Raw genomic sequence first — 26031 nt, forward strand, 5'->3', positions numbered from 1 at the left:
AGGCCTGCGCCGAAACACTGTAAGCCCAAACGTGACCCGCCGGACGAAGTGAGGATCCGGGCGTGATATGAGAGACTGTGACTCTTTGCAGTTGTTTCAAGGAGGCTTAAGAAATGGGAAAGACCGGCCGGAAGCGTCGCGCACGCAAGAAGAAGGGCGCGAACCACGGCAAGCGCCCGAACGCCTGACCCCAGGCGGCTACAGACAGCGAGGACCTCGGAGAAATCCGGGGTCTTTGCGATTTGGTCACAGCTTTACAGCAGACCACCTATATCAGAGGTTTGTATTCGGAGAGTTCCCGGCCGCATACTGAATGCTATCTTTCAAACGATCGTTCGACATTCGAGCGCTCGCCGCCAAGGGCTGTGGACAACGGCCGACGGCCGTCGGCGGATCCCTCTAGAGTTGGCCCCGGAAGTTTCCGGTACCGACCGATATCGGGCCTGGATCCGAAGGAGGGTGGGGAGATGAGCGAGTCGGCGGCGCCGACGCTGAGCGAGCTCCTCCGTACTTTCCGTACCCGGATCGGCCTCACCCAGGCCGCCCTCGCCGAGAAGGCGGGCCTCAGCGAACAAGCCATCAGCGTCCTCGAACGGGGCACCCGCACCCGCCCCCGCACGGACACCGTGCACGCCCTGACCACGGCCCTCGCCCTCACACCCGCTGAAGCCGACCAGTTCCTCTCCGTTGCCCGCGGCAAGAGCAAGGAACGACCACCGGCAACGAAGACGGATCCATCGGCCGAGCTTCCGCAGACACCGTGGCAACTCCCGCCGGCCGCGCCCGACTTCACCGGCCGGAGCGCCCAGGTCGACGCCATCCTGTCGGCACTGCGCGATCCGGTCGGAACCGGTGCCACGACAGTCGGACTCGTCGCAGTCACCGGAATGGGCGGGATCGGCAAGACGACGCTGGCCGTCCATGCCGCGCACAAACTGGCTGACAGCTATCCGGACGGCCACCTCTACCTGAATCTCCGCGGCTACGGCCCTGGTTCGCCGATGACCGCTTCCGACGCGCAGCGTCACCTACTGCGCTCGCTCGGTTCCGACGCCCGCTCGGTCCCTGACAACGTGGACGAAGCGGCTGCACTGCTGCGCTCCCGGCTGGCCGGCCGGCGCGTGCTCCTCCTGCTCGACAACGCTGCTGATGTCGCCCAGATCCTGCCGCTGCTGCCCGGCAGCGCAGGCTCGGCGGCAATCGTCACCAGCCGGGGTTCGATGGTGCATCTGCCCGGGGCACGCCAGATCCTCCTCGATGCGTTGTCACACTCCGAATCGGTCGACCTGCTGGCTGAAGTCATCGGTCAGGCCAGGGTTGCCGCTGAGCCGGAGGCAACCCAGTTCCTGGCCATCTGTTCGGGCCGCTTGCCGCTGGCGATTCGACTGATCGGCGGGCGGCTCGCGACCCGTCCCGGCTGGCCGATCCAGCACTTCGTCGATCTGTTGCAGGACGAGGAGCGACGGCTGGACAGTCTCGGTTCGGACGAGACCGGCGTCCGGGCCAGCATCGCCAGTTCCGTGCGCTTCCTCGAGGAGAGCGACCGCGACCTCGACCGCCAGGCCGCCACCGCCCTGCCGCTGTTGACGATTCCCGACGGATCTGACCTGCTGACCCCTGTGGCGGCTGCCCTGCTGGAGGTTCCGCTGCGGCGAGCGAGCGCGATCGTCGAGCGTCTCGTCGACCTGAATCTGCTCGAGTCCGTCAGTCCGTCCAGCTACCGATTCCATGATCTGATCCGCGCCTACGGCCGAGAGGTCGCCGACGAGACACTCACGGCCGCTGAGCGCGATGCTGCCCTGGTCCGCATTCTCCACTTCTACACGGAACTCGGCTGGGTTGCTCATCGCTTCACCCACCCGACCAGCCCGCGGCTGGCGCTGGCGACCGTTCCGACCAGCGGCCACGTTCCGTCGCTCCGCGACCGGGAGCAAGCCCTGCGCTGGATCGACGCCGAGCAACGGAACTTGATGGATCGCGTCCGCCAGGCCAGACATTCGCCCTTGGCGGATTCGGTGCTGCTGCCCGAGCTCGCGCTCGCCCTGTTCGGTTATCTCGAGTCACGCAGACGATGGCAGGAGATGCGCGAACTGCACACGGACGCGGTCAGACTCGCACAAGGACATGGGCGACCGGAGACAGCCGCCTGGCTTCAGCACGACAGCGCCATTCCGGACGCGGAGAACGGTGCGATCGATCGTGCGATCGACCCAATTCTCGCGGCGCTGGAGATGTTCCGCGCACTCGACGCGCCCTCCGGCCAGGCACGATGCTGCTCATCTCTCGCCTACCTGCTCGGCGCCGAGGGAAGGATCGAGGAGGCGCTGGAGTACGGCGAGGCGGCGCTCGCCTTGAGCCGCACCATCCAGGACCAGACGCTCGAGGGCGTTTCGCTGACCGCTGTGGGCGGACTCTACGATCGCCTCGGCGACTTCGAGCGTGCGGACCGAGCCTTTGCCGACGCGATCTCACTGGCCCAAGCGGCGAACGACACTCGGGCTGTCTTCAAGCGCTACCTCAACGCGGCCTTCACGCACCTGCAGGTCGAGCGCTACCAGGACGCGGTTCCGTTGGCCCTGAACAGTCTCGCGATCGTGCAGCGGACCGGCGACTCGACCTTCCAAGGCGAAAGTCGGCATCTGCTCGCGATTGCCTACGCGGCGATCGGAGATTACGCCGAAGGCGCCCGGCAAATCGAAGCCGGATTGCTCGTTGCCCGCGCATCGCAGGATGCCGAACGGGAAGGGCGGCTGTACCTCGAGCTGGCACGAATCAATGCCGCGCGCGGTGATCACGCCGCCGCCGACCAGCAGCTGAACACTGCCCTGACGTTGCTGCGTAATGCGCCCGAGGTCTACCGGAGCTACGCCCGCGAGCTGCTCGACAAGCTCCACCGCGGGGAAATCAACAAATACGAATTCGCCGCCTACTCGATCTGACGGATCAATCCGTGGTGGTGATCGTTGTTTCGACCTGGATTTGGGTCAGGCGGAGGAGGATTTTCTGGCGGAGGGCGTCGGGGGCGTGGTCGGAGCCGCAGGAGCGGTGGACCAGTTTCTTGACGCAGCGTTCCAGGTCGTACTCGTCGAGGCAGGGGGCGCACTCTTCGAGGTGCTGGCGGATCTCGTCGGAACTGGCGTCCTCGAGTTCGTTGTCGATGAAGACGTAAACCCGCTGCAGGATCTCTCCGCAGTCGACGTCGTGGGGCTCGCCGCAGCTCACGACTCCTCCTTCTCCGCAGCTCGGTCGGTGCTCGCGCCGGCCGCGTCCGTGCCGGTTTCCGCCGGGATCAGACCGCGGTCCCGGGCGTAGTCGCCGAGCAGGTCACGCAGCTGGCGCCGGCCGCGGTGCAGCCGCGACATCACGGTGCCGACCGGTGTGCCCATGATCTCGGCGATCTCCTTGTAGGCAAAGCCCTCGACATCGGCCAGGTACACGGCCAGCCGGAAGTCCTCCGGGATGGCCTGCAGCGCCGACTTGATGTCGGAGTCGGGCAGGTGCTCGAGCGCGACCGCCTCGGCCGACTTCAGGCCGCCGGGAGTGTGCGACTCGGCGGCGGTGAGCTGCCAGTCCTCGATCTCCTCGGTCGGCGACTGGGTCGGCTGGCGCTGCCGCTTCCGGTAACCGTTGATGAACGTGTTCGTCAGGATCCGGTACAGCCACGCCTTCAGGTTGGTGCCCGGCGTGAACTGGTGGAACGAGCTGTACGCCTTCGCGAAAGTGTCCTGCACCAGGTCTTCGGCGTCCGACGGATTACGGGTCATCCGCATCGCCGCGGCGTACATCTGGTCCAGGAAGGGCAGCGCTTCACGCTCGAACCGCGCGGTGCGCTGCTCGGGCGTCTCGGTCGTGGTGGGAGTCGGCATCGGGATCGAGAATACCGGGGTCTTCCCAGTACTCCGCGCGGGAGCCTCTCTCGTCGCCATCATGTCCATCACAACACGCCCGGCCGCGGGGGCATTCCCGCCGTCCGGACCGGCTCAGCCGGAGACCTCGCGGATCACCCATTCGAACACAGCTTCGACCAGCACGTCGTACGCCTCCTGCTGGTCCAGCTCGGCCCGTTTCGGCACCTTGAACGAGTGGTCGGCGTCCGGGACCACGGCCATCTCGGTCAGCGGCGGGAACTCCTCCGGGGTGCCGAACGGGTCCCGCTCCCCCTGGACGACGAGCGTCGGCAGCCCGGCGGACTGGAGCTCGGCGACCCGCGACTTCTCCGGTTTCCCCGGCGCGTGCAGCGGAAAGGCCAGCGCGAGGACGCCGGAGGCACCGAGGCTGCCGGCGGTCCGGCAGGCGACCCGCGCGCCGGCGCTCCGGCCGCCGATCACCAGCGGCGTCCGGACCCGGAGCTGGCCGATGATCGCGATCCAGGCCTCGTCGAGGAGCTTCGGCGCCGGTGCCAGCTTGCGGCCCGCGCGGCGCCAGGGCTGCTCGATCAGGAACACGTTGATGTCCTGCTTCGGCAGCCGGGCGGCCAGCGCGACCAGGTCCCCCGACTCGATCCCGGCCCCGGCGCCGTGACCCAGAGCCAGCGTCGCCACCGGCCGCCGGGCGCGGTGCGCCACGATCCGGGCCTCACCGTGCGGCGTCCCCACAATCCGTTCGTCGGTCACCCGCCCCATCCTGTCACCCGGACCGGGGAACCACGGGGCGCGAAACCCGGAAGAACGGCTCAGAAGAGCGTGGTCGGGCTGTCCTGCGGGTCCTCACCGTCGGGCGGCAGCGGGTCGAGGAGGTGGCGGCCGTTGTTCTTCACCGAGCCGACGGCCTTCGAGACGGCGTACGCCTCCAGACGGCCGGGGGCCGCCGGGACGAGCAGCTTCAGCAGGCCGTCGGTGTCCGAGGACAGCGGGTCGAGCCACGCGTCGTACCGCTCGCGCTCGACCAGGAGCGGCATCCGGTCGTGGATCCGGCCGAGGTCGTCGGTCGCCGAGGTGGTGAGCACCGTGCAGGTCCACAGCCACGCGTCGTCGGACTCCGGGTCCTCGACCGACTTGTCGCACCAGATCTCGTACAGCCCGGCCATCGAGAGGATGCTGCCGTCCGGCGGGTGGATGAAGTACGGCTGCTTGACCGGCTTGCCGTTCACCTTCTCCTCGGCGGTGTACCACTCGTAGTACCCGTCGGCGGGCAGGATGCAGCGGCGGGTGGCGAACGCCTTCTTGAAGGCCGGCTTCTCCGCGACGGTCTCCATCCGGGCGTTGATCAGCCGGTTCCCGATCGAGGTGTCCTTGGCCCAGGACGGCACCAGCCCCCACTTGACCGTGGTCAGTTTGCGGACGGTCTCGTCGGGCTGCTCGCGGTTCTTCCGCTCGACCACCGCGATCACCTGGTTGGTCGGCGCGACGTTGTAGTTCTCGCCGAGCTCGTCGACGGACTCACGGACGTTGCCCGCCTGGATCTCGAACTCCTCGACGAGGTCCGACGGGGCCCGGCTGGACGCATACCTACCGCACATAGCCCCAGCCTAGGGGGCACGACCGACAGAAAGCTGGGTCGCCACGGCCGAGGAGCCGTCGACGGCGACCTGTCCGTCCGCGACCGCGTCCGCCCACGCGAGACGCCCCGCGAGCAGCTCGTCGGCGACCTTCTGTGACACGGTGACCACCGCTTCGGGAGCCTCGTCCGGTACGACGGTTGCGCGCCAGGACTCGAACCGCAGCCGGCAGTTGCTGCCCTCGACGTGCAGCTCGACCACACCGTCGACCCCGCCGGCCGCCCGGCGCAGGATCTCGGCCAGCGGCAGCAGGTACCAGTGGTGGCGCACAGCGTCCGTCGAAAGGTGCTCGGCCAGCAGTGGACTCCCCCACGAGGCCAGCGCCATCACCACCGGGACGAGTTCCCTGCCGCGCTCGGTCAGGTCGTAGACCCGGACGGGCGCCGACGGCGCGAACGTCCGCCGTTCCAAGACTCCGTCCGCCTCCAGCTCCTTCAACCGCGCCGCGAGAACGTCGGTGCTGATCCCCGGGAGGTCGGCGTGCAGATCGGTGTACCGCCGTGGACCGAAGGCGAGCTCGCGGACGATCAGCAGCGTCCACCGCTCGCCGACCACATCCAGGGACCGGGCAGCGGCGTCGTACTGCGCATAGCTTCGGCGGGGCATGTGGACAGCCTAGCTTGGACCCGCCAAGTATGTACTTGGAAGAACCAAGTAGCATGCCGTCCGCAGACGACGAAGGGGTGGGGCGATGGAGTTTCGGCAGTCCAGCAAGCTGACCGGCGTGTGTTACGAGATCCGCGGGCCGGTGGTCGAGCAGGCCGACGCGCTGGAGGCCGCCGGGCACAGCATCCTGCGGCTGAACATCGGCAACCCGGCGCCGTTCGGCTTCGCGGCCCCCGAGGCGGTGCTCGCCGACCTGGTCGCGCGGCTCCCGACCGCGCACGGGTACACCGATGCCCGCGGCATCCTCTCCGCGCGGCAGGCGCTGGCGACGTACTACTCCCAGCGCGGCTACACCGACGTCGACGAGCACGCGGTCTACCTCGGCAACGGGGTCTCCGAGCTGGCCGGGATGGCGATCCAGGCGCTGGTCGACACCGGCGACGAGGTGCTCATCCCCAGCCCGGACTATCCGCTGTGGACCGCCGTGACCCGGTTCGCGGGCGGTACGCCGGTGCACTACGTGTGCGACGAGTCCGCCGAGTGGCAGCCCGATCTCGCCGACCTGGAGGCGAAGATCACCGACCGCACCAAGGCGATCGTGGTGATCAACCCGAACAACCCGACCGGCGCGGTCTACTCGCCCGAGGTTCTCGCCGGGATCGCCGAACTGGCCCGCCGGCACTCGCTGATGGTGTTCAGCGACGAGATCTACGACCGGATCGTGTACGACGGCGCCACCCACCACCATTTCGGCGCGCTCGCGCCGGACGTCCTGACCCTGACGTTCGGCGGCCTGTCGAAGAGTCACCGGATCGCCGGCTTCCGGGCCGGCTGGCTGGTCGTCTCCGGTCCGCGCGCGGCGGCCCGCAACTACCTCGAGGGCCTGACCATGCTGGCCGGGATGCGGCTGTGCCCGAACGCGCTCGCCCAGCACGTCATCGAGGCCGCGTTGACCGACCACACGCTGGACGAGCTGATCCGCCCTGGCGGCCGGCTCGAGGCCCAGCGCACCACGGCCTGGGAGACCCTGAACGAACTTCCCGGGGTGTCCTGCGTCAAACCGAAGGGCGGGCTGTACGCCTTCCCGCGGATCGACCCGCAGGTGCACCCGATCCACGACGACGAGAAGTTCGTGCTCGACCTGTTGCTGCGGGAGAAGATCCACATCGTCCAGGGCACCGGCTTCAACTGGCCGCGGCCGGACCATGTCCGGATCGTCACGCTTCCCGAGGCGGGCGACCTGGAGGTGGCGATCCGCCGGATCGGCCGGTTCCTGGACAGCTACCAGCAGTAACGAAGGAGGAGGCAACGTGCGAGTCGCGGTGCTATGTGGCGGCGAGAGTTCGGAGCGGGACGTCTCGCGGTCATCCGGCTGGGCAGTGGCTCAGGCGCTCGCCGGTCGCGGTCACGACGTGGTGCTGATCGATCCGGCCGCGGAGCAGCCGATCCTGGCCGACCCTGTGCCGGCCGGCGATTCCGTCGTACCGGTGCCCAAGGAGCCTCCGGCGCCGGCGGACCGCGCTGTGTTGCGACGCCGGATGTACGCCGCGCTCACGGGTGGACCGGAGCAACTGCGCAGCGCCGACAAGGTGTTCATCGCTTTGCACGGCGGCTGGGGTGAGGACGGGCACGTGCAGGCGTTGCTGGAGCTGGCGGGCATCCCGTTCACGGGTGCGGGTCACGACGTCTGTGCCGTTGCCTGGCACAAGGGTCGTTGTCAGGCGGTGCTCGAGGCCGCCGGGATCCCGGTGCCGGCGCGGGTGCTGTACAACCCGTCGGAGCAGCGCGAGCCGCCGGTCGGAGTCAAACAGCTGCTGGCGAGCGGACCGGTCGTGGTCAAGCCCGTTGCCGACGGCTCCAGTGTGGCCGTGCGCAAGGTCGACACGCTGGATGCCGTGCGGGCCGACGGCGAGCTGCTCGTCGAGCCGTTCCTCGGAGGCCGGGAGTTCACCGTCGCCGTGATCGGTGGGACAGCGCTGCCCGTGGTGGAGATCGAGCTGACCACGGAGGTCTTCGACTACGCGGCGAAGTACCAGCCGGGCGCCGTGCGCGAGGTCTGTCCCGCGGAGATCGCGGTGGACTTCGCCGAGGAGTTGCAGGACCTCGCGGTCCGCGCGCATCAGGCCCTCGGGTTCGGTCCGACGTACTCCCGGGTCGACTTCCGCTGCGACGACGCCGGTACGCCGTACTGCCTGGAGGTGAACGCGCTGCCCGGCCTCACCCGGGGCAGCCTGGTCCCGGTCGCCGCGAAGGGCGCCGGACTGACCTACGACGAGCTCGTGGAAAGGTTGCTCAAGGCATGAGGCGGCGGATCGCCCACCCCGTGTCAGGCGATCCGCCGCCGGATTGATGCGCCCGGCCGCCCCCCTGTAGGCGTCCGGACGCAGGTCTCAGGTTCTGGCCAGCTCGTCGAGCAACCTCCCGGCCATCGCGTCGCTACCCGGCAGGCCCTCGATCCAGATCCGGGCCAGCTGGGGTACTTCGGTGTCCAGCCGCCACTGCGTGATCAGGGCTCGTACCGTCGCGACCTGGTCCGGCAGGTTCGGCTCGCGGCCGACGAGCGCCGCCGCGCGGTGTGAGCCGACGCGGCCCAGTACGTCACCGCCGCAGAACACGATCCGCAGGCATTCCGCGACGTCGACGAGGCGGAGTTCGCGGTCGAACGGCGTCGTGCCCGGCGGATTGAGCGGTTCGACAACCACCAGTGCGTGGGTTTGCGGTACGGAAGTTCCACGGAATTCCGCCTCTCGGTAGAGCTCGCCGAGCCGGGACCGCAGGTGCGCCAGGCTGGACAGCCCGGTCAGCGGGTCCTCGCACGACAGCGAGTGCAGGTAGACAAGGGAGGCCTCGGCCCAGCTGGAACTGAGTGCGCGTACCGCGACGAAAGCCGGCTCGCCCCCGGCGATCGAGCGGTACAACGCACTCAGCCCATCAAGTGCCTCCACCAGCGAGACTCCATCGGCCGCGAGGCGGCGTCCGGTCTCGTCCGATGCAGGCACGACATCGGCACCGTCGTGCAGCGCCTCGGCGATCGCGAGATAGGCGCTGTAATCGGTACCAGCTGTGCCGTGCGGTTCCTTCCGCCCGCACGGTGGTTCCCCCGAACTTGTGGTGGACGACGCTTCCGGCTTGGTCCGGGCGGGCGACCCCGCCAGGTTCAGGGACTTGGCCGGACGCAGGTCGAACCGTCTGCGGATGTCCGCGAACAGCGACATGGCCCTCCTCGAAAAACAGCCCCGTCAGTCTCCCGACCGGTCGGCCGGAAGCGTCGTACGCCGATGAGACAGCGCCGGTCGCGGTTCATGACGCGGATTTCCAGAACTTTTTTCGGCGTAACTTCGGGCCTGGTGATCTCGTCAGGAAAGAGGCACCGTTCCGCGTCAGAGATGATGCGTTCCGCCGTCACACGTGGGAGCCTTGTCCTCGGCAACCAAAAGTGACGCACCGTCACGTTGCCGCACTGAGAGTCGTCAGAGAGAACCCACGGGGGAGCTGAATGGAGACGCCGGACGCACCGAGCGACGCCGAACTGATCGCGCGCGTCCGCAACGGCGACCTGGAGGCGTACGGCGAGCTGTATGCGCGGCACCACCACGCCGCCGAGCGAATGGCCCGCCAACTGGTCCCCGCCAACGACGCCGACGACCTCGCCAGTGACGCGTTCGCGAAGGTCCTGGACGCGCTGCGCGGCGGCGGCGGGCCGGACGTCTCGTTCCGTGCGTACCTGCTGACGACGGTCCGGCGGGTACACGTCGACCGGATCCGCTCCGGCAAGAAGGTGCAGACCACCGACGACATCGCGTCGTACGAGCGGGAGCCGGAGACCTTCGACGACCCGACCGTCACCGGGTTCGAGAGCGGCGCGGCGGCCAAGGCGTTCGCCAGCCTCCCGGAGCGCTGGCAGGCGGTGCTGTGGCACACCGAGGTCGAGGGTGAGAAGCCGGCCGCGATCGCTCCCCTGCTCGGCCTGACCGCGAACGGCGTGTCCGCGCTGGCCTACCGGGCCCGGGAAGGCCTGCGGCAGGCGTACCTGCAGCAGCACCTGGCCGACGTCGGCGGGGACCGTTGCCGCTGGACGACCGAGCGCCTCGGCGCGTACGTCCGCGGCGGCCTGACCAAGCGCGAGAACCGGAACGTCCGCGAGCACCTCGACGAGTGTGCGAAGTGCACCGCGGTGTACCTCGAGCTCGTCGAGGTCAACAGCGCGCTGCCGGCGCTGCTCGCCCCGGCCCTGCTGGGCACCGCGGGCCTCGGCTACCTGGCCGCCGCCTCGGGCGCCAAGGTCGGGCTGGTCGGCTTCTTCGTCACCGGCTGGAAGAAGGCCACCGAGAACAGCACCCGGACCGCGGTCGGCGCCGGCGCCGTGGTGGTCGTCGCCGTCGCGGCCGCACTCGCCGCGATGGCGCTGACCGGCAACGACACTCCCCCGGCCGCCATCAACCAGCCGGCCCCGACCCAGGCGACCCAGCCACCCGGCCAGAACCCGACGGTCCCGCCGAAGCCGACGGCGAAACCACCGTCGGCCAAGCCGCCGGCGTCCAAGCCGACGCAGGCTCCCACGAGCGCGCCCACGACGGCCCCGACCACGGCACCGACCACCGCGCCGACCCAGCCCAGCGCGACTCCGACCGCGACGACGCCGGTCCCGACGCCGCCTCCGACCACACCCACGCCGCCGAAGCCGACGCCCACCACTCCGGTGCTCGACGAAGGACTGGTGACGATCAGCATCCCGCAGGGCGGCGGCAGCCCGGTGCTGCAGGAGACCCCGGTGGCGACCCCGCGGTCGGCGCGCGACGACGCGTCCGGGATCCGGTTCGTGATCACGATCAAGACGCCGGCCGGAAACGCCGATCCGGTGGTGGTCGGCCTCAAGTACGGCGCCGAGCTCGAGTGGCCGCTGAGCGCCAACCCGCCGGGCTGGGTCTGCAGCCAGGCGTCCGGCTCGTGCACGGCGAACGACCCGGCGGCCCCGAAGCCGCTGGCGGTCACATTCGACGCGCCGACCGGTGGTTCGAACGCGGACCGGACGTTCACCGTCTCGGCGAAGACCGGCCGGCTGTACGACGACGACTCGGCGTCGGTGCAGGCCAAGCCCAGCACCGACGAGAACCTGCTGAAGATCCTCGACGGCCGCGCCGACCCGGACGTCCACCACCGGATCCTGACCGTTGCCCCGCGCACCGGCCGGTCGAAGGTGACGCTGAAGCTGAGCTACGGCAGCGCCCTCGAATGGCCGATCGTTGCGAAGCCGGCCGGCTGGACCTGCTCGCAGAAGACCGCGACGTGTACGGCGCTGAACCCGGCGCGACCCGCTGCGCTGCCGGCCGACTTCGACGTACCGGAAAAGTCGTCCGACGCGGCGCGGACGTTCACGGTGGCCGCGGCGGCCGATCTGGTCAGCGACACCGACTCCGAGGTGCTGCCCGCGCTGCAACAGGACGAGTCGCTGCTGCAGCTCCTGACGCCGACGCCGCACGACGACCCGAACCCGTTCGTCTACAACCGGTTCCTGAAGGTGAACGGCGCGCAGGGCCGCAAGGTGACCCTCGACATCTCGTGGGGACGCAATCTGACCTTCCTGCCGTCGTTCGACCTCGGCTGGACCTGTGAGCGGACCAGTGACATCCGTCGCGCCACCTGTACGACGAACAGCTACAAGAAGCCGCTGAACTCGGAGTGGAACGCGTGGCTGCCCGGCAACGGCTCCAGCAACGCCTTCACCGTCCACGCTCGCGTCGGCGGTCGCGAGGACACCGACACGGCTCAGATCCCGCCGGCGACGACGCGGCGGTGAAATCCGGTTGCCGGGTCGCCTATCCTGGTCCTGTTCGCGTTGAGGGAACCGAGTAGCGCCGTGCCCCACGTCCGAGAGAGTCGCCGGTAGCTGTGAAGGCGATGCGTGGAGCGGTGGCGAAGACACTCCTGAGCGACTGTTGTGCAAGAGGCCGGGCCGTTGTCACCTGACAGGGCTCGGTGAAGGTGTGGTGGCACCGCGAGATTCCCCTTCGCCCACACCTCCGGGGTTCGGATGAAGACCTGGAGGTGAAAACAGCGATGCGAATTCTCAGCCATGAGATCCCCTCAGCAGTGGGCCAGACCGTCACGGTGGCCGGCTGGGTGCACCGAAGACGACGGCTCGCCGCCGTCAGTTTCCTGATCCTGCGCGACCGGTCCGGCCTCAGCCAGATCGTCGTCAAGTCCGAGGAAACCCAGACGCAGCTGGACGAGCTCGGTGAGGAGACCGTGGTCCAGGTGACCGGTACGGTCGCCGCCAACCCGCAGGCTCCCGGCGGCGCGGAGATCGTCGACCCGGTGATCGAGCCGCTGACCGAGCCGGCCGCGACGCCGCCGATCGAGCTGTGGCGTCCGGCGGTCGGGGCAGGGCTGCCCGTCGTACTCGACAACGCACCGGTCGCGCTGCGGCATCCGGTGGTGCGGGCCGGGTGGGAAGTGGCGGCGGCCGCGATCCACGGTTTCCGGTCCGCGCTGGACGGGCAGGGCTTCACGGAGATCCAGACGCCGAAGATCGTCGGTGCGGCCACCGAGTCCGGCGCGAACGTGTTCGAGCTGGACTACTTCGGCCGGCCGGCGTACCTGGCGCAGTCGCCGCAGTTCTACAAGCAGACGATGGTCGGCGTGTTCGAGCGGGTCTTCGAGGTCGGTCCGGTGTTCCGGGCCGAGCCGCACGACACCGTCCGGCACCTCGCCGAGTACGTCTCGCTGGACGCGGAGTTCGGGTTCATCACCGACCACCGCGACGTCCTCGCCGTCCTGCGTTCCGTGATCTCGGAGATGTTGTCGGCGGTGGGTTCGCGGGCGGGCGGCGCGCTGGAGCGGCTCGGCGTGACGGTGCCGGAGATCCCGGTCGACGTACCGGTGGTGCACTTCAGCGAGGCGCTGAAGATCGCCGGCGCGGACCCGGACGAGCCGGACCTGGCGCCCGCGGACGAGCGTGCGGTCGGCGAGTGGGCGCTGCGCGAGCACGGCAGCGACTTCGTCGCGGTCGAGGGCTACCCGATGGTGAAGCGCCCGTTCTACACCCATCCGCAGCCGTCCGACCCGCGCTGGTCGAACTCGTTCGACCTGCTGTTCCGCGGGGTCGAGCTGGTCACCGGAGGCCAGCGTCTGCACCGGTACTCGGACTACGTCGCGGCCCTGGCAGCGCAGGGTGAGTCGGCGGACGCCCCGGCGTACAGCTCGTACCTGCAGGCGTTCAAGCACGGGATGCCGCCGCACGGCGGGTTCGCGATCGGGCTGGAGCGGTTCGTCGCCCGGCTGACCGGAGCGGAGAACGTCCGTGAGGTCACGCTGTTCCCGCGCGACCTGCACCGGTTGACCCCCTGATGGACACCACCGCGTCGGTTGTCGCCGAGTTGAATGTTGCCCTGGGCACCAGTTATCGGGTCGTGCGGCAACTGACCGGTGGTCTGCAGTCGACGGCGTACGAGCTGACCGACGGCGTCGTCCTCAAGTGGACCGGCAACCCGGCCTGGGCACCGAGGGTACAGAAGGCCGCCGAGCTCGTCCGCCGCGCACGTGCCGTCGGCTATCCCACGCCCGCGTGGCTGGCCGTCGGCACGACCGCGGCCGGATCGCCGTACCAGTTGCAGGAGCTCGTGCCGGGCTCGGCACCGACGCTGGATGCTGCCCTGGCGCAACAGGTGATCGAGATCTGCGAGCTCCAGCGCGACCTGCTCCCCGAGAACCACGAGGTCACCTGGTCAGGCTGGTCCCACGGCGTCGTCTTCGACGGCTGGGACGGCGTGTGGGAACGCGTGGCCGGGTACGACGACGAGGCCACGGAGTTGCTGCGACGGTACGGCGCGTTGTGCGCGCCGTACCGGAACGAGGAGTTGGCGCACCACGACTTCGTGCACGGCGACCTGAACATGGGCAACCTCCTGGCGGCCGACGGCCGCATCACCGGCATCATCGACATCGAAGCCGCCGGCGGCGGAGCACGCGCCTACGACCTGGTGTCCCTCGCCGCCTCCGCCGCCCGCGACGGCGCCGCGGACGGCGTCGACGAGCTGTTCCTGGAGTCAGCACTCCGCGCGAATGGCCACGCCGTAACCGCCATCTGCGCGGCCGCCGCCTTCGCAAGCGTCGCCGAATTCGTCCACGACCGCCCGACCTACGCCCAAGAGATGGTCAACCACGGCGGCCGGCGCGTCTTGGAACTGCTCGGGGGCTAGTTGGCGACCGTCACCGGGGTGGCTGCGCTGGGCTGGCTGACGTTGCTGACGTTGTCGGTGCTGACGGCAACAACCCGGTAGACACCGTTCGCCGGCTGGCCGGTCCAGCTGATCTGGTAGTTGGCTACTGTCGAGGAGCCGATGGAGGTCCAGTTGGCGCTCGTGCATGCGCCGGAGTAGCCCGCGCAGTAGTAGTACGCCACTGACTTCACCCCGGACCCGCTGCCGTCGGATGTCGTCCCGCCCAATGTCGCACCGTTGCTGACCGCAACAGTGACGTTGAAGCTCGCCGACGGCCCGGCCGAGGTCAGGTTGGACGCGGATGCGGTCAGCGTGAGGCCGAGCGCCGCACTGTTGATCGTCACGCCGCTGAACGTCGCCAAGCCCGAACTATTGGTCGTCGCCGTCGCACCGGAGTCGATCAGCCCGGCCGACGCAGTCAGCGTGACCGCCACCCCAGCTGCTGAGACCGGGTTACCGTTCTGGTCCTGCACCTGCACGGTGACCGCCGGCGACAGGGGCGTACCGGCGAACCCGTTGGACGGCCCCTGGGCGAAGGCGAGCTTGGCCGCCGCACCGGCACTGACGACGATCGACGTACTGGTCGCCGACGTCAGGCCTGACCGGCTAGCAGTCAGCGTGTAGGTGCCGGTCAGACTCAGCGCGACTGCGTTGAACGTCGCGACACCGGAAACCGCTGGGACGTTCGTGTACGTCGAGGGCGCCGAGCTGAAGTCGCCGCCCGGCGGCCCGCTCGCGGAGAGCGTGATCGGGTCGTTGGACGTGGTGACGGTGTTGCCTGACGCGTCCTGAACGGTGACCCGGAAGGCAGCAAGAATCGCGCCGGCCGTTCCGGTCGGGGGCGGCTGAGTCGTGAACGCCAGCTTGGCGGGCGGGCCAGTCACTACGTTCACCACCGGCGAGCCCGAGGTCAGGTTGACGAGGCTGCCGGACTGGCCTCCCTGAGATGCCGCGGTGAAGGTTGCCGTTTGCGGCGTGGACGGAGCCGTGACGTGGCTCGGATTGTTGCCTGCGCCGTACAGCAGGGTGAGCTCGGCTCCGGCGTCACAGGTCTGGCTCACGGTGATCGTCCAAGGGCCTGCACCGGAGATCGACAGGCTGCCAGGCCCGCACGATAGACCGGACGCTGTCGTATAGCCGGGGGTGCCCAAGGTCGTCGATGGCGGGGTCCATCCCGCCGGCACCGTCAACGCCACCTTCGATCCATTCGCGAACTTGTTGCCGCCTGCCTTGAAGGTGAAGGTGAGCTGGTTGCCTGTAGACCCTGCTGCCACTGAGCTCGGCGAGACGTTCATGGTTCCCTCGCCGCTGGCTGCGTTGGCTGCGAAGGCCGGGCCGGCGTTCAGCAGGCCGACGGTTGCCAGTAGCACGGCCAGTGCGGCAACGGCGATCTTCCGCCGCAGTCTGATGGTGCTCATCACGAGTGTCCGTTCACGATCGGGCGGGAGACGCTGGGTGGAGTGGTGTCGACGGACAACTGCGTGGCCGGGCTCGGCGCGCTCAGGTTGCCCGCGGCGTCGGTGGCCACGGCAACGATCCGGTACGGGCCGTCCGCGGCGAACGGAGCGTTCGAGCCGACCGGGAAGCCATTGGTTGCGGCGGTCGATGATCCGATCGCGGTCCAGTTCGCACTTGTGCAGGCGCCGGTGGATCCCGCGCAGTAGTAGTACGCGACCGAGGCGACGCCGGAGTGCGCGTCCGTGGCAGCGCTCGTCAAGGTGACCGCACCGCCGTTGACGAAGGTGCCGAAGGTGACCGCCGCACTGGCCGTCGGAGCCGGCGCAGTCGGGGCGGTCACGTCGTGCAGGACGGAGTTGTCGGTGCTCGTCGACGCGGTGTTGCCGGCGCCGGCGGGATCGTGTGCGGCGTTCGCGGCGATCGATACGGTCACAGCGCTGCTGCCCGGAAGCCCGGTGACGGCGAGGTTGTACGTCGTACCGCTGCCGGTGACAGTCACGGTCGCGCTCGACGGCGACACGGTCACGTCGGAGCTGGTGAAGTCGGCCACGCTGTCGCTGAAGACCGCGGTGAAGTTGATCGGTGCGACAGCGGTGGGGTCGGTCTGGCCAGCGGCCTGGTTAACCGTGACCGACGGCCGGGTGTTGTTCACGGTGACGTTCGCGCTCGGTGCGCTGATCGCTGTCCAGGTGGTGAGGACCGCGGTGACTGTGTAGTGGTAGGCGCCGTCCGCCACACCGGCGTCGTCGCAGGACGTGGCGGTCGTCGGCTGCGTCGCAGACGTGCCACACGCTGCGGCCGTCGTACCGTCGCTATTCCGCACGCGGGTGACGTAGTAGCCGGTCGCTTGTGAGGAGGCGGTCCAGGTAACGGGGACTGTGCCGATGCCTGGCGTCGCCACGGCGGTCACGTTGGTGGGCGCGTCGAGTGTGCCTGTCGCGGCGCTGCCGGTGCCGGCGCCGGACGCGGTCCAGAACGCCCACGCGACTCCACCGGCGGTCAAGGCGAGCACGACCGTGCCGAGCATGAGCAAGAAGCGTCGAGTCATGATCCGCTCCCGGCGCCTGAGTAGGCGAGGGTGAGGGCGGCGCTCTTGCAACCGTCTTGGTTGGTGGTGGTGTTGAGCATGGCTACCTGGGGCCAAAAGGACTGTGGGATGCCTTGGGTGGACAGGGTGGTGTTGCTGGTGCCGGGAACCGTCAGTGGGTAGGTGCCGGTGTACTGGGTGACTTTGTAGTCGGACGGTCCGCAGGGCAGGTTGTGGGTGGTCGCGTACTGGGTCCGGGTGACGGACTGCACGGTGACGGTCAGGTTCGTCACGGAGATCGGCTTCTTGTTCGGGTTGGTGAGTGTCAGGTCGAGCGGGCGTGAGATGCCGGGTGCGAGGGCGCCGGACAGGTTGCCGCTGATCGCGAACGGCTTTCCGGTGGTCGCGAGGACGAGTTGGACGCTCGCGTAGGCGTACTGCGTGACGCCGGCCGGGTTCTTGCCGGAGGCGACCAGGTAGAGCGTAAAGGTGCCGTCGTCGGCGGTCGGCGGTGTGGTGACCTGGAGCGTCGAGGAGTTGCCGGTGGTCGGGTTCGGCGTGAAGGTCGTGGTCGCGCCGGGCGGCAGACCCCCGACGATGCCGAAGGCGACCGCGCCCGGGAAGTTCGTGCGGGTCAGTTGCGTGGTGAACACCGCGGTGGACCCAGGTGCGAGAGTGACCGAGGCCGGCGTCACGGTCATCGCGATGGCGCTCGACAGCGGGGCGTTGACGGTTAGACCGCCGGAGACGCTGCCGTTGACCTTGCTGCTGGTGCCTTGCACGGTGAACGTGACAGATCCGGTCGGTGTTGTCGACGTCGTCGTCACGGTCAGCGTCGTGCTCGCCGTACCGCCTGAGCTCAAAGTCACCGAGGCCGGGTTGAAGGCGGCCGTCGCTCCGCTCGGCAGTCCGCTGACGCTGAACGTCACCGCGCCGGTGAAGCCGCCGGTGGACGTCGCGCTCACGGCGTACGTCGCGGTCTGGCCGCGGGTCACCGACTGGCTGGCCGGCGAGATGCCCAGCGTGAGGCCGGGCTTGGCCGGCTGCGCGGCGTACGCCAGGCCGGCTGCGGCGAGCAGCAGGCACACGCCGGCGATCACGAATCTGATCAACCGGTGGCGGGCCTTTCGCGTGCCTTGCATCTCACTCCCCCAAGAACTGGTGCGGTCCCGGCCCGGACGAGGCGTGCGCCTCGCCCAGGCCTGGGAAACCACGGCCGCGTGATTAGTTGCTCGTCAGTGCCAGCGTGAGCGTGGCGCCCTTGCAGGCGTCCTGGTTGTCGGCGGAGTCGGAGAACGTGAGGGTTCCCTTGTTCGCCAGCGCGACGCCGGTGGTGGCTGGCGCGATGGTCTGGTTCTGGACGACCGCCGGGAGGCTGAACCAGGTGGCGTCACAGGTGCCCGAGGCCGAGACCACCGAGGTGACCGTGCCGACCCGCAGGCTCGAGGAGCCGGGGTTGTCGGCGGTGAAGGTGACCTCCCTGGTCCCGCCCGGCGTGATGCCGGTGTCGAAGGACGCGTGCAGGGTGATGGTCCCGTTCGAGTTCGCGGTGGTGCCCGTGCCGGAGCCGGAGCCGGTGGTGCTCCAGTAGGCGAAGGCCGAGCCGGCGCCGATGGCGAGGACGGCGGCGGTGGTGATCAGGATCTTCTTCTTGCGGTGCATGGTGGTTTCCCCCTTGTCGGACGGCCCGGCGGGCCGACTCCTGAGGAATGTTGTCAGCGCCGCACCGCGCGGTCTGTCGGCTGAACGGTCAGACTTTGTCGGCCGATTGGTGGTATTCCAGTGCCGTGACTTACGAGACTGAGCAGGCCGTTCTGGCCGCGATCGACGAGGACCGGATCATCGGCGAACTGCGGGAGCTGGTGCGGATTCCGAGTGTGGACGGGACCGCGGCGGAGGTCGACGTCCAGGCATGGTGTGCCGGGCGGTTGACGGAGCTGGGGCTCGCCGTCGACCACTGGCGGCTCGAGCTGCCGGAGCTGACGGCGGATCCGCAGTTCCCAGGTATGGAGGTCGAGCGGGCCGAGGCCTGGGGCTGCGTCGGCGTCCTGGGCGGCGACCGTACGCCGGGGCTGATTCTCAACGGGCATGTCGACGTGGTGCCGGGTGAGGTGTTCGACGCGCGGATCGAGGACGGCGTGATGTGGGGGCGCGGGACCTGTGACATGAAGGGCGGTGTCGCCGCGGTGCTCGGTGCGGTGGCGGCCGTTGTTGCCGCGGGCATCACGCTGCGCAAGCCGCTCGCGGTGCACACCGTGATCGGCGAGGAGGACGGCGGCGTCGGCGCGTTCGCGACGTTGCGCCGCGGTCATCGCGGCGAGGCGTGCCTGATCGCCGAGCCGACCGCCGGGACGGTCATCCCGGCCAACGCGGGCTCGCTGACCTTCCGCCTGGAGGTGCCCGGGCTCGCCACGCACGGCTCGACCCGGAGCCGCGGGGTGAGCGCGATCGAGAAGTTCACCGTGATCCAGACCGCGCTGCAGGAGCTCGAGCGCGAGCGCAACCGGGACCCGCACCCGCTGCTCGCCCACCTCGACCTCGCCAACCCGCTGTCCGTCGGCACCGTCGCGGCCGGCGACTGGGCAAGCACCGTGCCTGACCGCCTGATCGCCGAGGGCCGGTACGGCGTACGTCTCGGCGAGGCCGTCGCGGACGCGCGGACCGCCTTCGAGGACGCGGTCGCGGAGGCGTGCGCGAAGGACGAGTGGCTGCGCGACCATCCGGTCACGGTCAGCTGGCCGGGCGGCGAGTTCGCGTCGGGTCTGCTGCCTGAGGGCGACCCGCTGCTCGCGGACACGGTCGCCGCAGTGTCTGACGCAGGCGGAGCGGTCCCGGCGGTCAAGGGAGCGCCGTACGGATCCGATCTCCGGCAGTACGCCGCAGCGGGCATCCCCACGCTCCAGTACGGGCCGGGTGACGTCCGGTACGCCCACGCGGCCGACGAGCACGTGGTGCTGGCCGACGTACTGCACGCCGCCCGTACGTATGCCCTGCTGGCTGTCCGTCGCTGCGGTTGATACAAATCCACCATGGTGCCGCTGCGGGGACGCTCTGAGGAGCTCGGCAAGCTCCTGGATGCTCTGCGAGCGGCCGCGAACGGGCAGGCCTCGCTGGCGGTCGTCAGTGGCGAGCCCGGGATCGGCAAGTCAGCGCTCCTGGCAGCCGCTGTGGAGCAGGCCGAGCGGCAGGGCTTCCTGGTCGCCAGTGCGGTCGCACACCAGACCGACAACATCAGTCCGCTCGCCTCGCTCGCGCCTGCGCTCAGGGCCGGGACTGAGCCGCTGATCGATACCGACCAGTTCCTGGAGCTGGCAGCGCTCAACACCCAGCCGCTCTGGCTCGCTGAGCGGCTGGCTGACCTGATCGGTCGTCGTCTCGCTGGTGTGCGCGCCCTGATCGTGCTGGACGACGCCCATTGGTCGGATCCGCTGACAGCTTTCGTACTGCGGGTGGTCGTCGCCCGTCTTCCCGCCGCGAATCTCCTCTGGTTGCTCGCCACCCGCCCGAGCCCCGGCGGCCCGGCCGACCAGCTCGTCGAGGCCGTGAACGTCCCGGTGCACGCCATCCCGCTCGCACCCCTGACCGCGGAGGCGATCCAGGACCTTGCTGCGGACCGTCTGAACCACACGGTCGACCCGTCGCTCGCGGTGCAGCTGGCCGGCGTCCAGGGCATCCCGTTCCTGGCCGAGCAGCTCATCGCGGGTCTGTACCTGAGCGACAGCGACCTGTCCGCCGGCCTCGTCGAGGGTGTACGCCGTCGCACCGGGGAGCTGTCCGAGTCGGCCCGGGACCTGGTCCGTACAGCTGCTGTCTTCGGCAGCGAGTTCCGCCTGGAAGACGTCGCCGTATTGATGGCCGCGCCGGTCGCCAGGCTTGCTGCGCCGTTGGACGAGACGATCCAGGCCGGTCTGCTCACGGATGCAGGGTCCGTGCTGCGCTTCCGGCACGAGCTCCTGCGCTCCGCGGCGCTGGCCGACGTACCGCCGTCTGCGCAGCGAGCGCTGCACGGCGCGATCGCGAACCAGCTGATGTCCGCCGGGCGCGGTGCGGCCGCTGCGGCACCGCATGTCCTCGCAGTCGCCCAGTCCGGCGACACGACGGCTGTCGCGACGCTGCGGGAAGCGGCGCGGGACCTGCTGGCGACTATGTCGACCACCGCCGCAGAGGTGATCCAGGAGGCGTTCGACCTCACTCACGTCGACGATCCGCTGCGCGCTGAGGTCGGTGTGGACGTGGTGGGCGTCCTGCTGGCCGCGTGGCAGTACGACCGGGCCAAGGCGTTCGCCGACGACCTGCTGAGCGGTACGGCGCTCTACCACGGGCCGATCACGCCGGACCTGCAGGCGACGATCCGGCTGCACCTGGCGCCGTACCAGTGGGCCAGTCAGCGTCTGGACGTGAAGGAGCTCAGCGCCCCGGGCGCGGCACCGCATCTGGCCGAACGGCTCGCCGCCTTCCGCGCACTGGCCGGCCAACAAGCACCCTCCGTGCAAGACCCGGTCGCACACGCGCTCCTGCAGGTCGCTGCTGCCGAGCAAGCCCAAGCCGACGGCAGGTACGCCGAGGCCCGCGACCTGTACGCCGGTGCACGGCAAGCGGACACCGGTCTGGGGAGTCTGCCGACCACGCTGGTCGAAGTCGGCGAGCTCTACTGCCGTGCTGAGACCGACGAGCTCCCCAGCGCACTGGACCGCGTCCGAGAGCTCATGACCGTTGGCGACTCGTGGGCGGGGCCGCAGCTGGCGGTGCTGCGCGCGCGGCTCGAGTACGCGGCCGGCAACCTGCAGGAAGCGGAAGAAGCAGCCAACTCCGGTCTGCGGTGGATGGACCAGCTGCAAGTGAGCGGTCTGGCCACGGCAGCGGAACAGGTACTCGCACTGGTCGCCCTGCTCCGCGGTCACCTCACTCAGGCCCGGAAGCTGGCCGGCAGCGACCCGACGATCAGGGCCCTGCTGGCCATCGCGGACGGCGACGCCAAGGCGGTCAGCCAGCTGGCTGCGACGCCACAGGACTTCCCTGAGCGCATCGGCGTACTGCTGCAAGCCAATCTCGTGGACGAGCTGTCAGAGTCAGCCGCCGGCCGTGGTGCGCGTGCTGTCGTGGCTGCCGGCAACGACGTGGAGCAGCTCGCTGCGGCTGTCGAGATCGTCCGTACGGCGCAGCGGCCGTTGCTGCTCGCTCAGGCCGAGGAGCGCTACGGGCGAGCCGCGCTGGAAGCAGGTGATCGCAAGACCGGCGTACAGGCTCTGGAGCGGGCTTTGGACAGTCTGACGGCTCTCGGCGCCACAGCACCAGCTGGGCGCATCCAGGCGGTGCTGCAGGCAGCCGGGGTACGACGAAGGCGCTGGACCGCCGTACCGCCACGGGCTCAACAGGGCTGGGAGGCACTCACGCCCATGGAGCGACGGGTCGCTCTGCTCGTGGCTGAGGGGCACACGAACCGGTCTGCGGCCGAGGAACTGGTGGTGTCGGCCAGCACCGTCGGGACCCACCTGCGGGCGGTGTTCGGCAAGCTCGGCGTGAACTCGCGGGTCCAGCTCACCCGGCTGGTGCTGGAGCGGTTCGCCCCTCCCCCGAACGCATGAGATTTGGGTGCACGGCCCGCTCTCAGCACGCCGGCCGGCGCTGACAGGTTCACCTGTTCGCTCGATCCGTCGGAGCGGCCTCCAGAGGTTTCCTTCTACCAAGCAACCGAAGAAGGAGATCGAGGAAGATGACTGACAAGACCCCCACCGTCGTCCTGGTTCACGGTGCGTTCGCGGAGAACGCCAGCTGGTCCGGTGTGATCGCCGAGCTCACCCGCCGCGGCATCCCGGCGATCGCGGTCGCCAACGAGCTGCGCGGCCCCGCCCTCGACGGCAGCCGGGTTGCCGCCCAGGTCCGGGAGATCGACGGCCCGGTCGTCCTGGTCGGGCACTCGTACGGCGGTGCGGTCATCACCGCGGCCGCCAACCAGGCCGACAACGTCGCCGCGCTGGTGTACGTCGCCGCGTTCCTCCCGGAGGAGGGCGAGAGCCTGCAGGACCTGCTCGGCAGCTTCCCCGCGAACGACTTCGCGTCCGGCCTGGTCCCGCACCAGCTGCCCACCGGGGACGGCGGCGAGGAGACCTGGCTGAGCATCGACCGGTCGAAGTTCCGGGCGCTGTTCGCGGCCGACGTCGAGGACGCCGAGCTGCTCGGCCGGACGCAGCGGCCGATCGCCGCGGCGGCGTTCGACGAGAAGTCCGGCGCGGCGAGCTGGAAGCGGCTCCCGGTCTACGACCTGGTCGCCACCGGTGACGAGGCGATCCACCCGGACGGCCAGCGCACGATGGCCGCCCGCGCCAAGGCCGTCACGATCGAAGTCGACGGCTCGCACGCGGTCGCCGTCTCGCAGCCGAAGGCCGTCGCCGACTTCATCGCGAGCGCCGTCGAGGCAGGTGCGAACCGATGAAGCCCAGGCACCTGGCGACGGTCGCCGCCGCGGCCGTCCTCACCCTCGCCGGTGTGACCACGGCGAGCGCTCAGACCGAACACAAGCCGAAGCCCACCATCGTCCTGCTCCATGGCGCCTTCGCCGACGGGGCCAGCTGGTCCGAGGTGACCAGCCGGCTGCAGCGGGACGGGTACACCGTGGTCGCCCCCGCCGTACCACTGCGGGGAATCGCGTCGGACACGGCGTACCTCAAGGGCGTGCTCGACACCGTCCCCGGCCCGAAGGTGCTCGTCGGCCACTCGTACGGCGGAGCGCTGGTGAGCCAGCTCGCCGGAAGCGCCGGGGTGAAGTCGCTGGTGTACGTCGCCGCGTTCGTCCCGCAGGCCGGTGAGACGCTCGGGGCGCTGAACTCGCAGTACCCGGGCAGCGAGATCGGGCCGGACACGACGAACGCGATCAGCTACCCCGGAGGGGTGGATCTGGTGATGAAGCCGGAGTCGTTCCGCCGGGTGTTCGCCGCCGACCTCCCCGCGCGGCAGGCCGCCGTACTCGGGGCGTCGCAGCGCCCGGTCAACGCCGCGGTCTTCGACGAGAAGATCCCCGCCGGCGCTCCAGCCGCGCTGCCGAAGTACGCCGTGATCCCGACCGGCGACCACGCGATCGCGCCGGCCGCCGAGCGCTTCATGGCCGACCGCGCCCACGCCACGACGGTGGAGGTCGCCGGAGCGTCCCACTTGGTCGCCCTGTCCCAGCCGGGCACCGTGACCCGTGTGATCGAGCAGGCCGCCCGCTGAGAACTGAAGGCCGGACCGCAGCACGCGGTCCGGCCTTCGGAGCGCTCTCAGTCCTCCAGGGCCTGGTAGAGCGTGGTCCAGAAGTCGTTCATGAGCTGCACCGAGGACGGCACCGTCGTACCGACCTGGGTGAGCAGGATGCCGACGACCTGGTTGACCGGGTCGGCGTACGTCGACGTACCGGCGCCGCCGTCCCAGCCGAACTGCCCGATCGGCGCGTAGTCGCCCCGGTAGGTGCGCACGGCCATCCCGAAGCCCCAGCCGCCCTGCTGCCCCTGGCCGAACGAGATGTGCACGTTGTCCCGGGCCAGGGTCTCCCGGGCGGCCAACTGCTCGGCGGTGAGGCTGTTGCTGGTCATCAGCTGCACCGCCGGGCGGGACAGGATCCGCTCGCCCTGGTGGACGCCGTGGTTCAGCAGCATCCGGAAGTAGGCGTGGTAGTCGTCGGCGGTCGAGTTCAGGCCGCCGCCACCGCCCTGGAAGGCCGGCGGAGCGCTGTGCCGGCCGCCCTCGGCCTCGTCCCACACCTGGAACTCGCCGGTCGCGGGGTCCGGCGCGTACAGCGGTGGCAGCCGGTGGATCTGGTCGGCGGGCACCGAGAACCCGGTGTCCTTCATGCCCAGCGGTCCGAAGACCCGCTCGCGCAGGAACTCGTCGTACGACCGACCGGTGACCCGGGCGACGAGGACGCCGACCAGGTCGCTGCTGATCTGGTACTGCCAGCGCTCGCCCGGCTGGTACATCAGCGGGAGGGTGCCGAGGCGCCGCATCCACTCGTCCGGCTCCGGCATCGGCACCGGGCCGTTGGGGGTGATGCCCTGCTCGAACAGGGCGCCCATGATCGGCGTACCGATCATCGTCATGTCCATGCCGAGCCCGAACGTGGAGGTCAGCACGTCCCGGACGGTGATCGGCCGCTTGGCGGGCACGGTGTCGTCCACCTGGCTGTCGATCCGCTTCAGCACCTGCCGGCCGGCCAGCTCGGGCAGCCACTCCTCGACGGTGTCGTCGAGCCGCAGCCGGCACTCGTCGAGCAGCACCATCGCGGCGGCGATCGAGACCGGCTTCGACGTCGAGGCCATCCGGAAGATGGTGTCCCGCTGCATCGGCGCACCGCCCTCGTGACGCATCGTGCCGAGCGTCTCGACGTGCGGTTCACCGTCGCCGCGGCTGACCAGGGCGACGACGCCGGGGATCTTCCCGGAGTCGACGTGCTGGGCCAGCACGTCGTGCAGCCGGCGCAGCCCGGTCTCGGTGAAGCCGGACGGAGTGGTTGACATAGCGGTGTTTCCCTTCGATCGGACAGAGAGTCGGAAAGCGAGCTGTCAGAGGCTACGGGCGACGATGTCGCCGACGCTGGTGGTCGCGTGGATGGTCAGTTCCGCGGCGCCGCTGTTCTTGAGCGCGTTGTCGATCCGGCCGGTGGCGGTGCCGGCGTCCAGCGCGGCCGAGACTCCGGCCGCGGCGCCGACCTCGATCTCGCCGACGTCGGTGCGCAGGACGAGGTCACCGCGGACGGCCTCGGCGATCCGGATGTCGCCCTTGCTGGTGCGGATCTCCGCGGGCCCGTTCAGCCGGCCGATGGAGACGTCGCTCGCCGAGGAAGCGATGCGGGCGCTCGCGACGTCCTGGAGGTCGATCGGGCCCTGTGCGCCCTCGACGACGACGTCACCGAGCGGTCCGGTCGCCCGGAGCTCGACGCTGGCCGTCTTCACCTCGGCCCGGGAACCGGCCGGCAGCTGGACGGTCACCGCGACGGCGCCGGACGGCCCGAAGTACTGGTTCTTCGCGACGACCTCGACCCGCAGCACGCCGTCGGCGTACTCGACCTTGGTCGCCTCGGCCGCCTTCACGTCGCGGCTCTTCGCGGCGTTGGCCGGCCGCACCTCGACCGTGGTCTCGGCCTGGTCGGCGGCGACGAACGTGATGCTTCCGGCGGGGATGTTCAGCACGGCGGAGATCGGCTCGGGGGTGGTGAACGTAGACATTGTGGTGCCTTCCTGGTTGTGAACTCT

22 protein-coding genes are annotated in these 26031 nt (G+C 69.7%); 10 read left to right on the top strand and 12 right to left on the bottom strand.

The annotated features are described in order from the left end of the window. The first annotated feature begins 467 nt into the window (after nucleotides 1-467). Nucleotides 468-2939 (top strand): NB-ARC domain-containing protein, encoded by a 2472-nt coding sequence (locus AB0I12_RS06130; RefSeq protein ID WP_359925278.1) that lies wholly within the window; start codon nucleotides 468-470, stop codon nucleotides 2937-2939. A 4-nt stretch (nucleotides 2940-2943) separates the two neighbouring features. On the opposite strand, the gene rsrA is transcribed toward AB0I12_RS06130, so the two are convergent. The 5 genes from rsrA to AB0I12_RS06155 form a co-directional block, all read right to left on the bottom strand. After that, a complete protein-coding gene (rsrA, locus tag AB0I12_RS06135) occupies nucleotides 2944-3222 on the bottom strand; it encodes a mycothiol system anti-sigma-R factor (RefSeq protein WP_355476190.1) in 279 nt (92 codons plus the stop codon). After that, nucleotides 3219-3866: a sigma-70 family RNA polymerase sigma factor gene (locus tag AB0I12_RS06140; RefSeq protein ID WP_355476192.1), complete on the bottom strand. Its 648-nt coding sequence runs from the start codon at nucleotides 3864-3866 to the stop codon at nucleotides 3219-3221. Before AB0I12_RS06140 ends, rsrA begins: the two co-directional genes overlap by 4 nt. Nucleotides 3867-3980: 114 nt before the next feature. After that, entirely contained in the window at nucleotides 3981-4622 is a 642-nt protein-coding gene (locus tag AB0I12_RS06145; protein ID WP_359925282.1) for an alpha/beta family hydrolase, read from the bottom strand. A gap of 50 nt (nucleotides 4623-4672) precedes the next feature. Next, nucleotides 4673-5458, bottom strand: coding sequence for an SOS response-associated peptidase (locus tag AB0I12_RS06150; RefSeq protein WP_359925285.1), 786 nt, complete (start codon nucleotides 5456-5458; stop codon nucleotides 4673-4675). Nucleotides 5459-5467: 9 nt separating this feature from the next. Next, nucleotides 5468-6103, bottom strand: a complete 636-nt coding sequence (locus AB0I12_RS06155) for a helix-turn-helix domain-containing protein (RefSeq protein WP_359925287.1) — start codon at nucleotides 6101-6103, stop codon at nucleotides 5468-5470. 85 nt (nucleotides 6104-6188) lie between these two features. Here AB0I12_RS06155 and AB0I12_RS06160 point away from each other — a divergent pair, with 85 nt between their 5' ends. Both AB0I12_RS06160 and AB0I12_RS06165 read left to right on the top strand, forming a co-directional pair. Continuing rightward, nucleotides 6189-7397 carry a pyridoxal phosphate-dependent aminotransferase gene (locus AB0I12_RS06160; protein ID WP_359925290.1) on the top strand — a complete coding sequence of 403 codons (1209 nt, stop codon included), beginning with the start codon at nucleotides 6189-6191 and terminating at the stop codon, nucleotides 7395-7397. Between the two features lie 16 nt (nucleotides 7398-7413). Next, the gene (locus tag AB0I12_RS06165; RefSeq protein WP_359925293.1) at nucleotides 7414-8406 is read left to right on the top strand and encodes an ATP-grasp domain-containing protein; all 993 of its coding nucleotides are present in this window, start codon (nucleotides 7414-7416) and stop codon (nucleotides 8404-8406) included. A gap of 87 nt (nucleotides 8407-8493) precedes the next feature. On the opposite strand, the gene AB0I12_RS06170 is transcribed toward AB0I12_RS06165, so the two are convergent. Further along, complete coding sequence (locus AB0I12_RS06170) at nucleotides 8494-9318, bottom strand: hypothetical protein (RefSeq protein WP_359925296.1); 825 nt, start codon at nucleotides 9316-9318, stop codon at nucleotides 8494-8496. A 281-nt stretch (nucleotides 9319-9599) separates the two neighbouring features. On the opposite strand from AB0I12_RS06170, the gene AB0I12_RS06175 reads away from it, so the two are divergent. The 3 genes from AB0I12_RS06175 to AB0I12_RS06185 all read left to right on the top strand — a co-directional run bounded on the left by AB0I12_RS06175 (nucleotide 9600) and on the right by AB0I12_RS06185 (nucleotide 14301). Beyond that, entirely contained in the window at nucleotides 9600-11900 is a 2301-nt protein-coding gene (locus tag AB0I12_RS06175) for a sigma-70 family RNA polymerase sigma factor (RefSeq protein ID WP_359925299.1), read from the top strand. 260 nt (nucleotides 11901-12160) lie between these two features. Beyond that, nucleotides 12161-13450: an aspartate--tRNA(Asn) ligase gene (aspS, locus tag AB0I12_RS06180; protein ID WP_359925302.1), complete on the top strand. Its 1290-nt coding sequence runs from the start codon at nucleotides 12161-12163 to the stop codon at nucleotides 13448-13450. Beyond that, complete coding sequence (locus tag AB0I12_RS06185; RefSeq protein WP_359925305.1) at nucleotides 13450-14301, top strand: aminoglycoside phosphotransferase family protein; 852 nt, start codon at nucleotides 13450-13452, stop codon at nucleotides 14299-14301. Before aspS ends, AB0I12_RS06185 begins: the two co-directional genes overlap by 1 nt. On the opposite strand, the gene AB0I12_RS06190 is transcribed toward AB0I12_RS06185, so the two are convergent. The 4 genes from AB0I12_RS06190 to AB0I12_RS06205 all read right to left on the bottom strand — a co-directional run bounded on the left by AB0I12_RS06190 (nucleotide 14298) and on the right by AB0I12_RS06205 (nucleotide 18469). Next, complete coding sequence (locus AB0I12_RS06190; protein ID WP_359925308.1) at nucleotides 14298-15740, bottom strand: hypothetical protein; 1443 nt, start codon at nucleotides 15738-15740, stop codon at nucleotides 14298-14300. The two genes, AB0I12_RS06185 and AB0I12_RS06190, sit on opposite strands and share 4 nt — an antisense overlap. Next, on the bottom strand, nucleotides 15740-16828 hold the full coding sequence (locus tag AB0I12_RS06195; RefSeq protein ID WP_359925310.1) for a hypothetical protein: 1089 nt from the start codon (nucleotides 16826-16828) through the stop codon (nucleotides 15740-15742). Before AB0I12_RS06195 ends, AB0I12_RS06190 begins: the two co-directional genes overlap by 1 nt. Next, complete coding sequence (locus AB0I12_RS06200) at nucleotides 16825-17949, bottom strand: hypothetical protein (RefSeq protein ID WP_359925311.1); 1125 nt, start codon at nucleotides 17947-17949, stop codon at nucleotides 16825-16827. The genes AB0I12_RS06195 and AB0I12_RS06200 overlap by 4 nt, the downstream gene beginning before the upstream one ends. Before the next feature lie 82 nt (nucleotides 17950-18031). Continuing rightward, nucleotides 18032-18469 (bottom strand): hypothetical protein, encoded by a 438-nt coding sequence (locus AB0I12_RS06205; protein ID WP_359925314.1) that lies wholly within the window; start codon nucleotides 18467-18469, stop codon nucleotides 18032-18034. A 125-nt stretch (nucleotides 18470-18594) separates the two neighbouring features. Here AB0I12_RS06205 and AB0I12_RS06210 point away from each other — a divergent pair, with 125 nt between their 5' ends. The 4 genes from AB0I12_RS06210 to AB0I12_RS06225 all read left to right on the top strand — a co-directional run bounded on the left by AB0I12_RS06210 (nucleotide 18595) and on the right by AB0I12_RS06225 (nucleotide 24016). Further along, nucleotides 18595-19824: a M20/M25/M40 family metallo-hydrolase gene (locus AB0I12_RS06210; RefSeq protein WP_359925317.1), complete on the top strand. Its 1230-nt coding sequence runs from the start codon at nucleotides 18595-18597 to the stop codon at nucleotides 19822-19824. 12 nt (nucleotides 19825-19836) lie between these two features. Beyond that, nucleotides 19837-22392 carry a BREX system ATP-binding domain-containing protein gene (locus tag AB0I12_RS06215; RefSeq protein WP_359925319.1) on the top strand — a complete coding sequence of 852 codons (2556 nt, stop codon included), beginning with the start codon at nucleotides 19837-19839 and terminating at the stop codon, nucleotides 22390-22392. A 128-nt stretch (nucleotides 22393-22520) separates the two neighbouring features. Further along, on the top strand, nucleotides 22521-23240 hold the full coding sequence (locus tag AB0I12_RS06220) for an alpha/beta hydrolase (protein ID WP_359925322.1): 720 nt from the start codon (nucleotides 22521-22523) through the stop codon (nucleotides 23238-23240). Further along, nucleotides 23237-24016, top strand: coding sequence for an alpha/beta hydrolase (locus AB0I12_RS06225; protein WP_359925325.1), 780 nt, complete (start codon nucleotides 23237-23239; stop codon nucleotides 24014-24016). Before AB0I12_RS06220 ends, AB0I12_RS06225 begins: the two co-directional genes overlap by 4 nt. Before the next feature lie 47 nt (nucleotides 24017-24063). Here AB0I12_RS06225 and AB0I12_RS06230 read toward each other — a convergent pair whose 3' ends face one another. Continuing rightward, on the bottom strand, nucleotides 24064-25296 hold the full coding sequence (locus AB0I12_RS06230) for a serine hydrolase domain-containing protein (RefSeq protein WP_359925328.1): 1233 nt from the start codon (nucleotides 25294-25296) through the stop codon (nucleotides 24064-24066). Nucleotides 25297-25341: 45 nt separating this feature from the next. Further along, the gene (locus AB0I12_RS06235) at nucleotides 25342-26004 is read right to left on the bottom strand and encodes a DUF4097 family beta strand repeat-containing protein (RefSeq protein WP_359925330.1); all 663 of its coding nucleotides are present in this window, start codon (nucleotides 26002-26004) and stop codon (nucleotides 25342-25344) included. Nucleotides 26005-26031: the final 27 nt, after the last annotated feature.

Origin of the sequence: Kribbella sp. NPDC050459, assembly GCF_040655315.1 — a bacterium.
In the GTDB taxonomy this organism is placed as follows: domain Bacteria; phylum Actinomycetota; class Actinomycetes; order Propionibacteriales; family Kribbellaceae; genus Kribbella.

Coding starts and splice junctions, on each gene's coding strand:
- AB0I12_RS06130 (WP_359925278.1), top strand. CDS start 468: ATGAGCGAGTCGGCGGCGCCGACGCTGAGCGAGCTCCTCCGTACTTTC.
- AB0I12_RS06140 (WP_355476192.1), bottom strand. CDS start 3,866: ATGCCGACTCCCACCACGACCGAGACGCCCGAGCAGCGCACCGCGCGG.
- AB0I12_RS06145 (WP_359925282.1), bottom strand. CDS start 4,622: ATGGGGCGGGTGACCGACGAACGGATTGTGGGGACGCCGCACGGTGAG.
- AB0I12_RS06150 (WP_359925285.1), bottom strand. CDS start 5,458: ATGTGCGGTAGGTATGCGTCCAGCCGGGCCCCGTCGGACCTCGTCGAG.
- AB0I12_RS06155 (WP_359925287.1), bottom strand. CDS start 6,103: ATGCCCCGCCGAAGCTATGCGCAGTACGACGCCGCTGCCCGGTCCCTG.
- AB0I12_RS06160 (WP_359925290.1), top strand. CDS start 6,189: ATGGAGTTTCGGCAGTCCAGCAAGCTGACCGGCGTGTGTTACGAGATC.
- AB0I12_RS06170 (WP_359925296.1), bottom strand. CDS start 9,318: ATGTCGCTGTTCGCGGACATCCGCAGACGGTTCGACCTGCGTCCGGCC.
- AB0I12_RS06175 (WP_359925299.1), top strand. CDS start 9,600: ATGGAGACGCCGGACGCACCGAGCGACGCCGAACTGATCGCGCGCGTC.
- aspS (WP_359925302.1), top strand. CDS start 12,161: ATGCGAATTCTCAGCCATGAGATCCCCTCAGCAGTGGGCCAGACCGTC.
- AB0I12_RS06185 (WP_359925305.1), top strand. CDS start 13,450: ATGGACACCACCGCGTCGGTTGTCGCCGAGTTGAATGTTGCCCTGGGC.
- AB0I12_RS06190 (WP_359925308.1), bottom strand. CDS start 15,740: ATGAGCACCATCAGACTGCGGCGGAAGATCGCCGTTGCCGCACTGGCC.
- AB0I12_RS06195 (WP_359925310.1), bottom strand. CDS start 16,828: ATGACTCGACGCTTCTTGCTCATGCTCGGCACGGTCGTGCTCGCCTTG.
- AB0I12_RS06200 (WP_359925311.1), bottom strand. CDS start 17,949: ATGCAAGGCACGCGAAAGGCCCGCCACCGGTTGATCAGATTCGTGATC.
- AB0I12_RS06205 (WP_359925314.1), bottom strand. CDS start 18,469: ATGCACCGCAAGAAGAAGATCCTGATCACCACCGCCGCCGTCCTCGCC.
- AB0I12_RS06215 (WP_359925319.1), top strand. CDS start 19,837: ATGGTGCCGCTGCGGGGACGCTCTGAGGAGCTCGGCAAGCTCCTGGAT.
- AB0I12_RS06220 (WP_359925322.1), top strand. CDS start 22,521: ATGACTGACAAGACCCCCACCGTCGTCCTGGTTCACGGTGCGTTCGCG.
- AB0I12_RS06225 (WP_359925325.1), top strand. CDS start 23,237: ATGAAGCCCAGGCACCTGGCGACGGTCGCCGCCGCGGCCGTCCTCACC.
- AB0I12_RS06230 (WP_359925328.1), bottom strand. CDS start 25,296: ATGTCAACCACTCCGTCCGGCTTCACCGAGACCGGGCTGCGCCGGCTG.
- AB0I12_RS06235 (WP_359925330.1), bottom strand. CDS start 26,004: ATGTCTACGTTCACCACCCCCGAGCCGATCTCCGCCGTGCTGAACATC.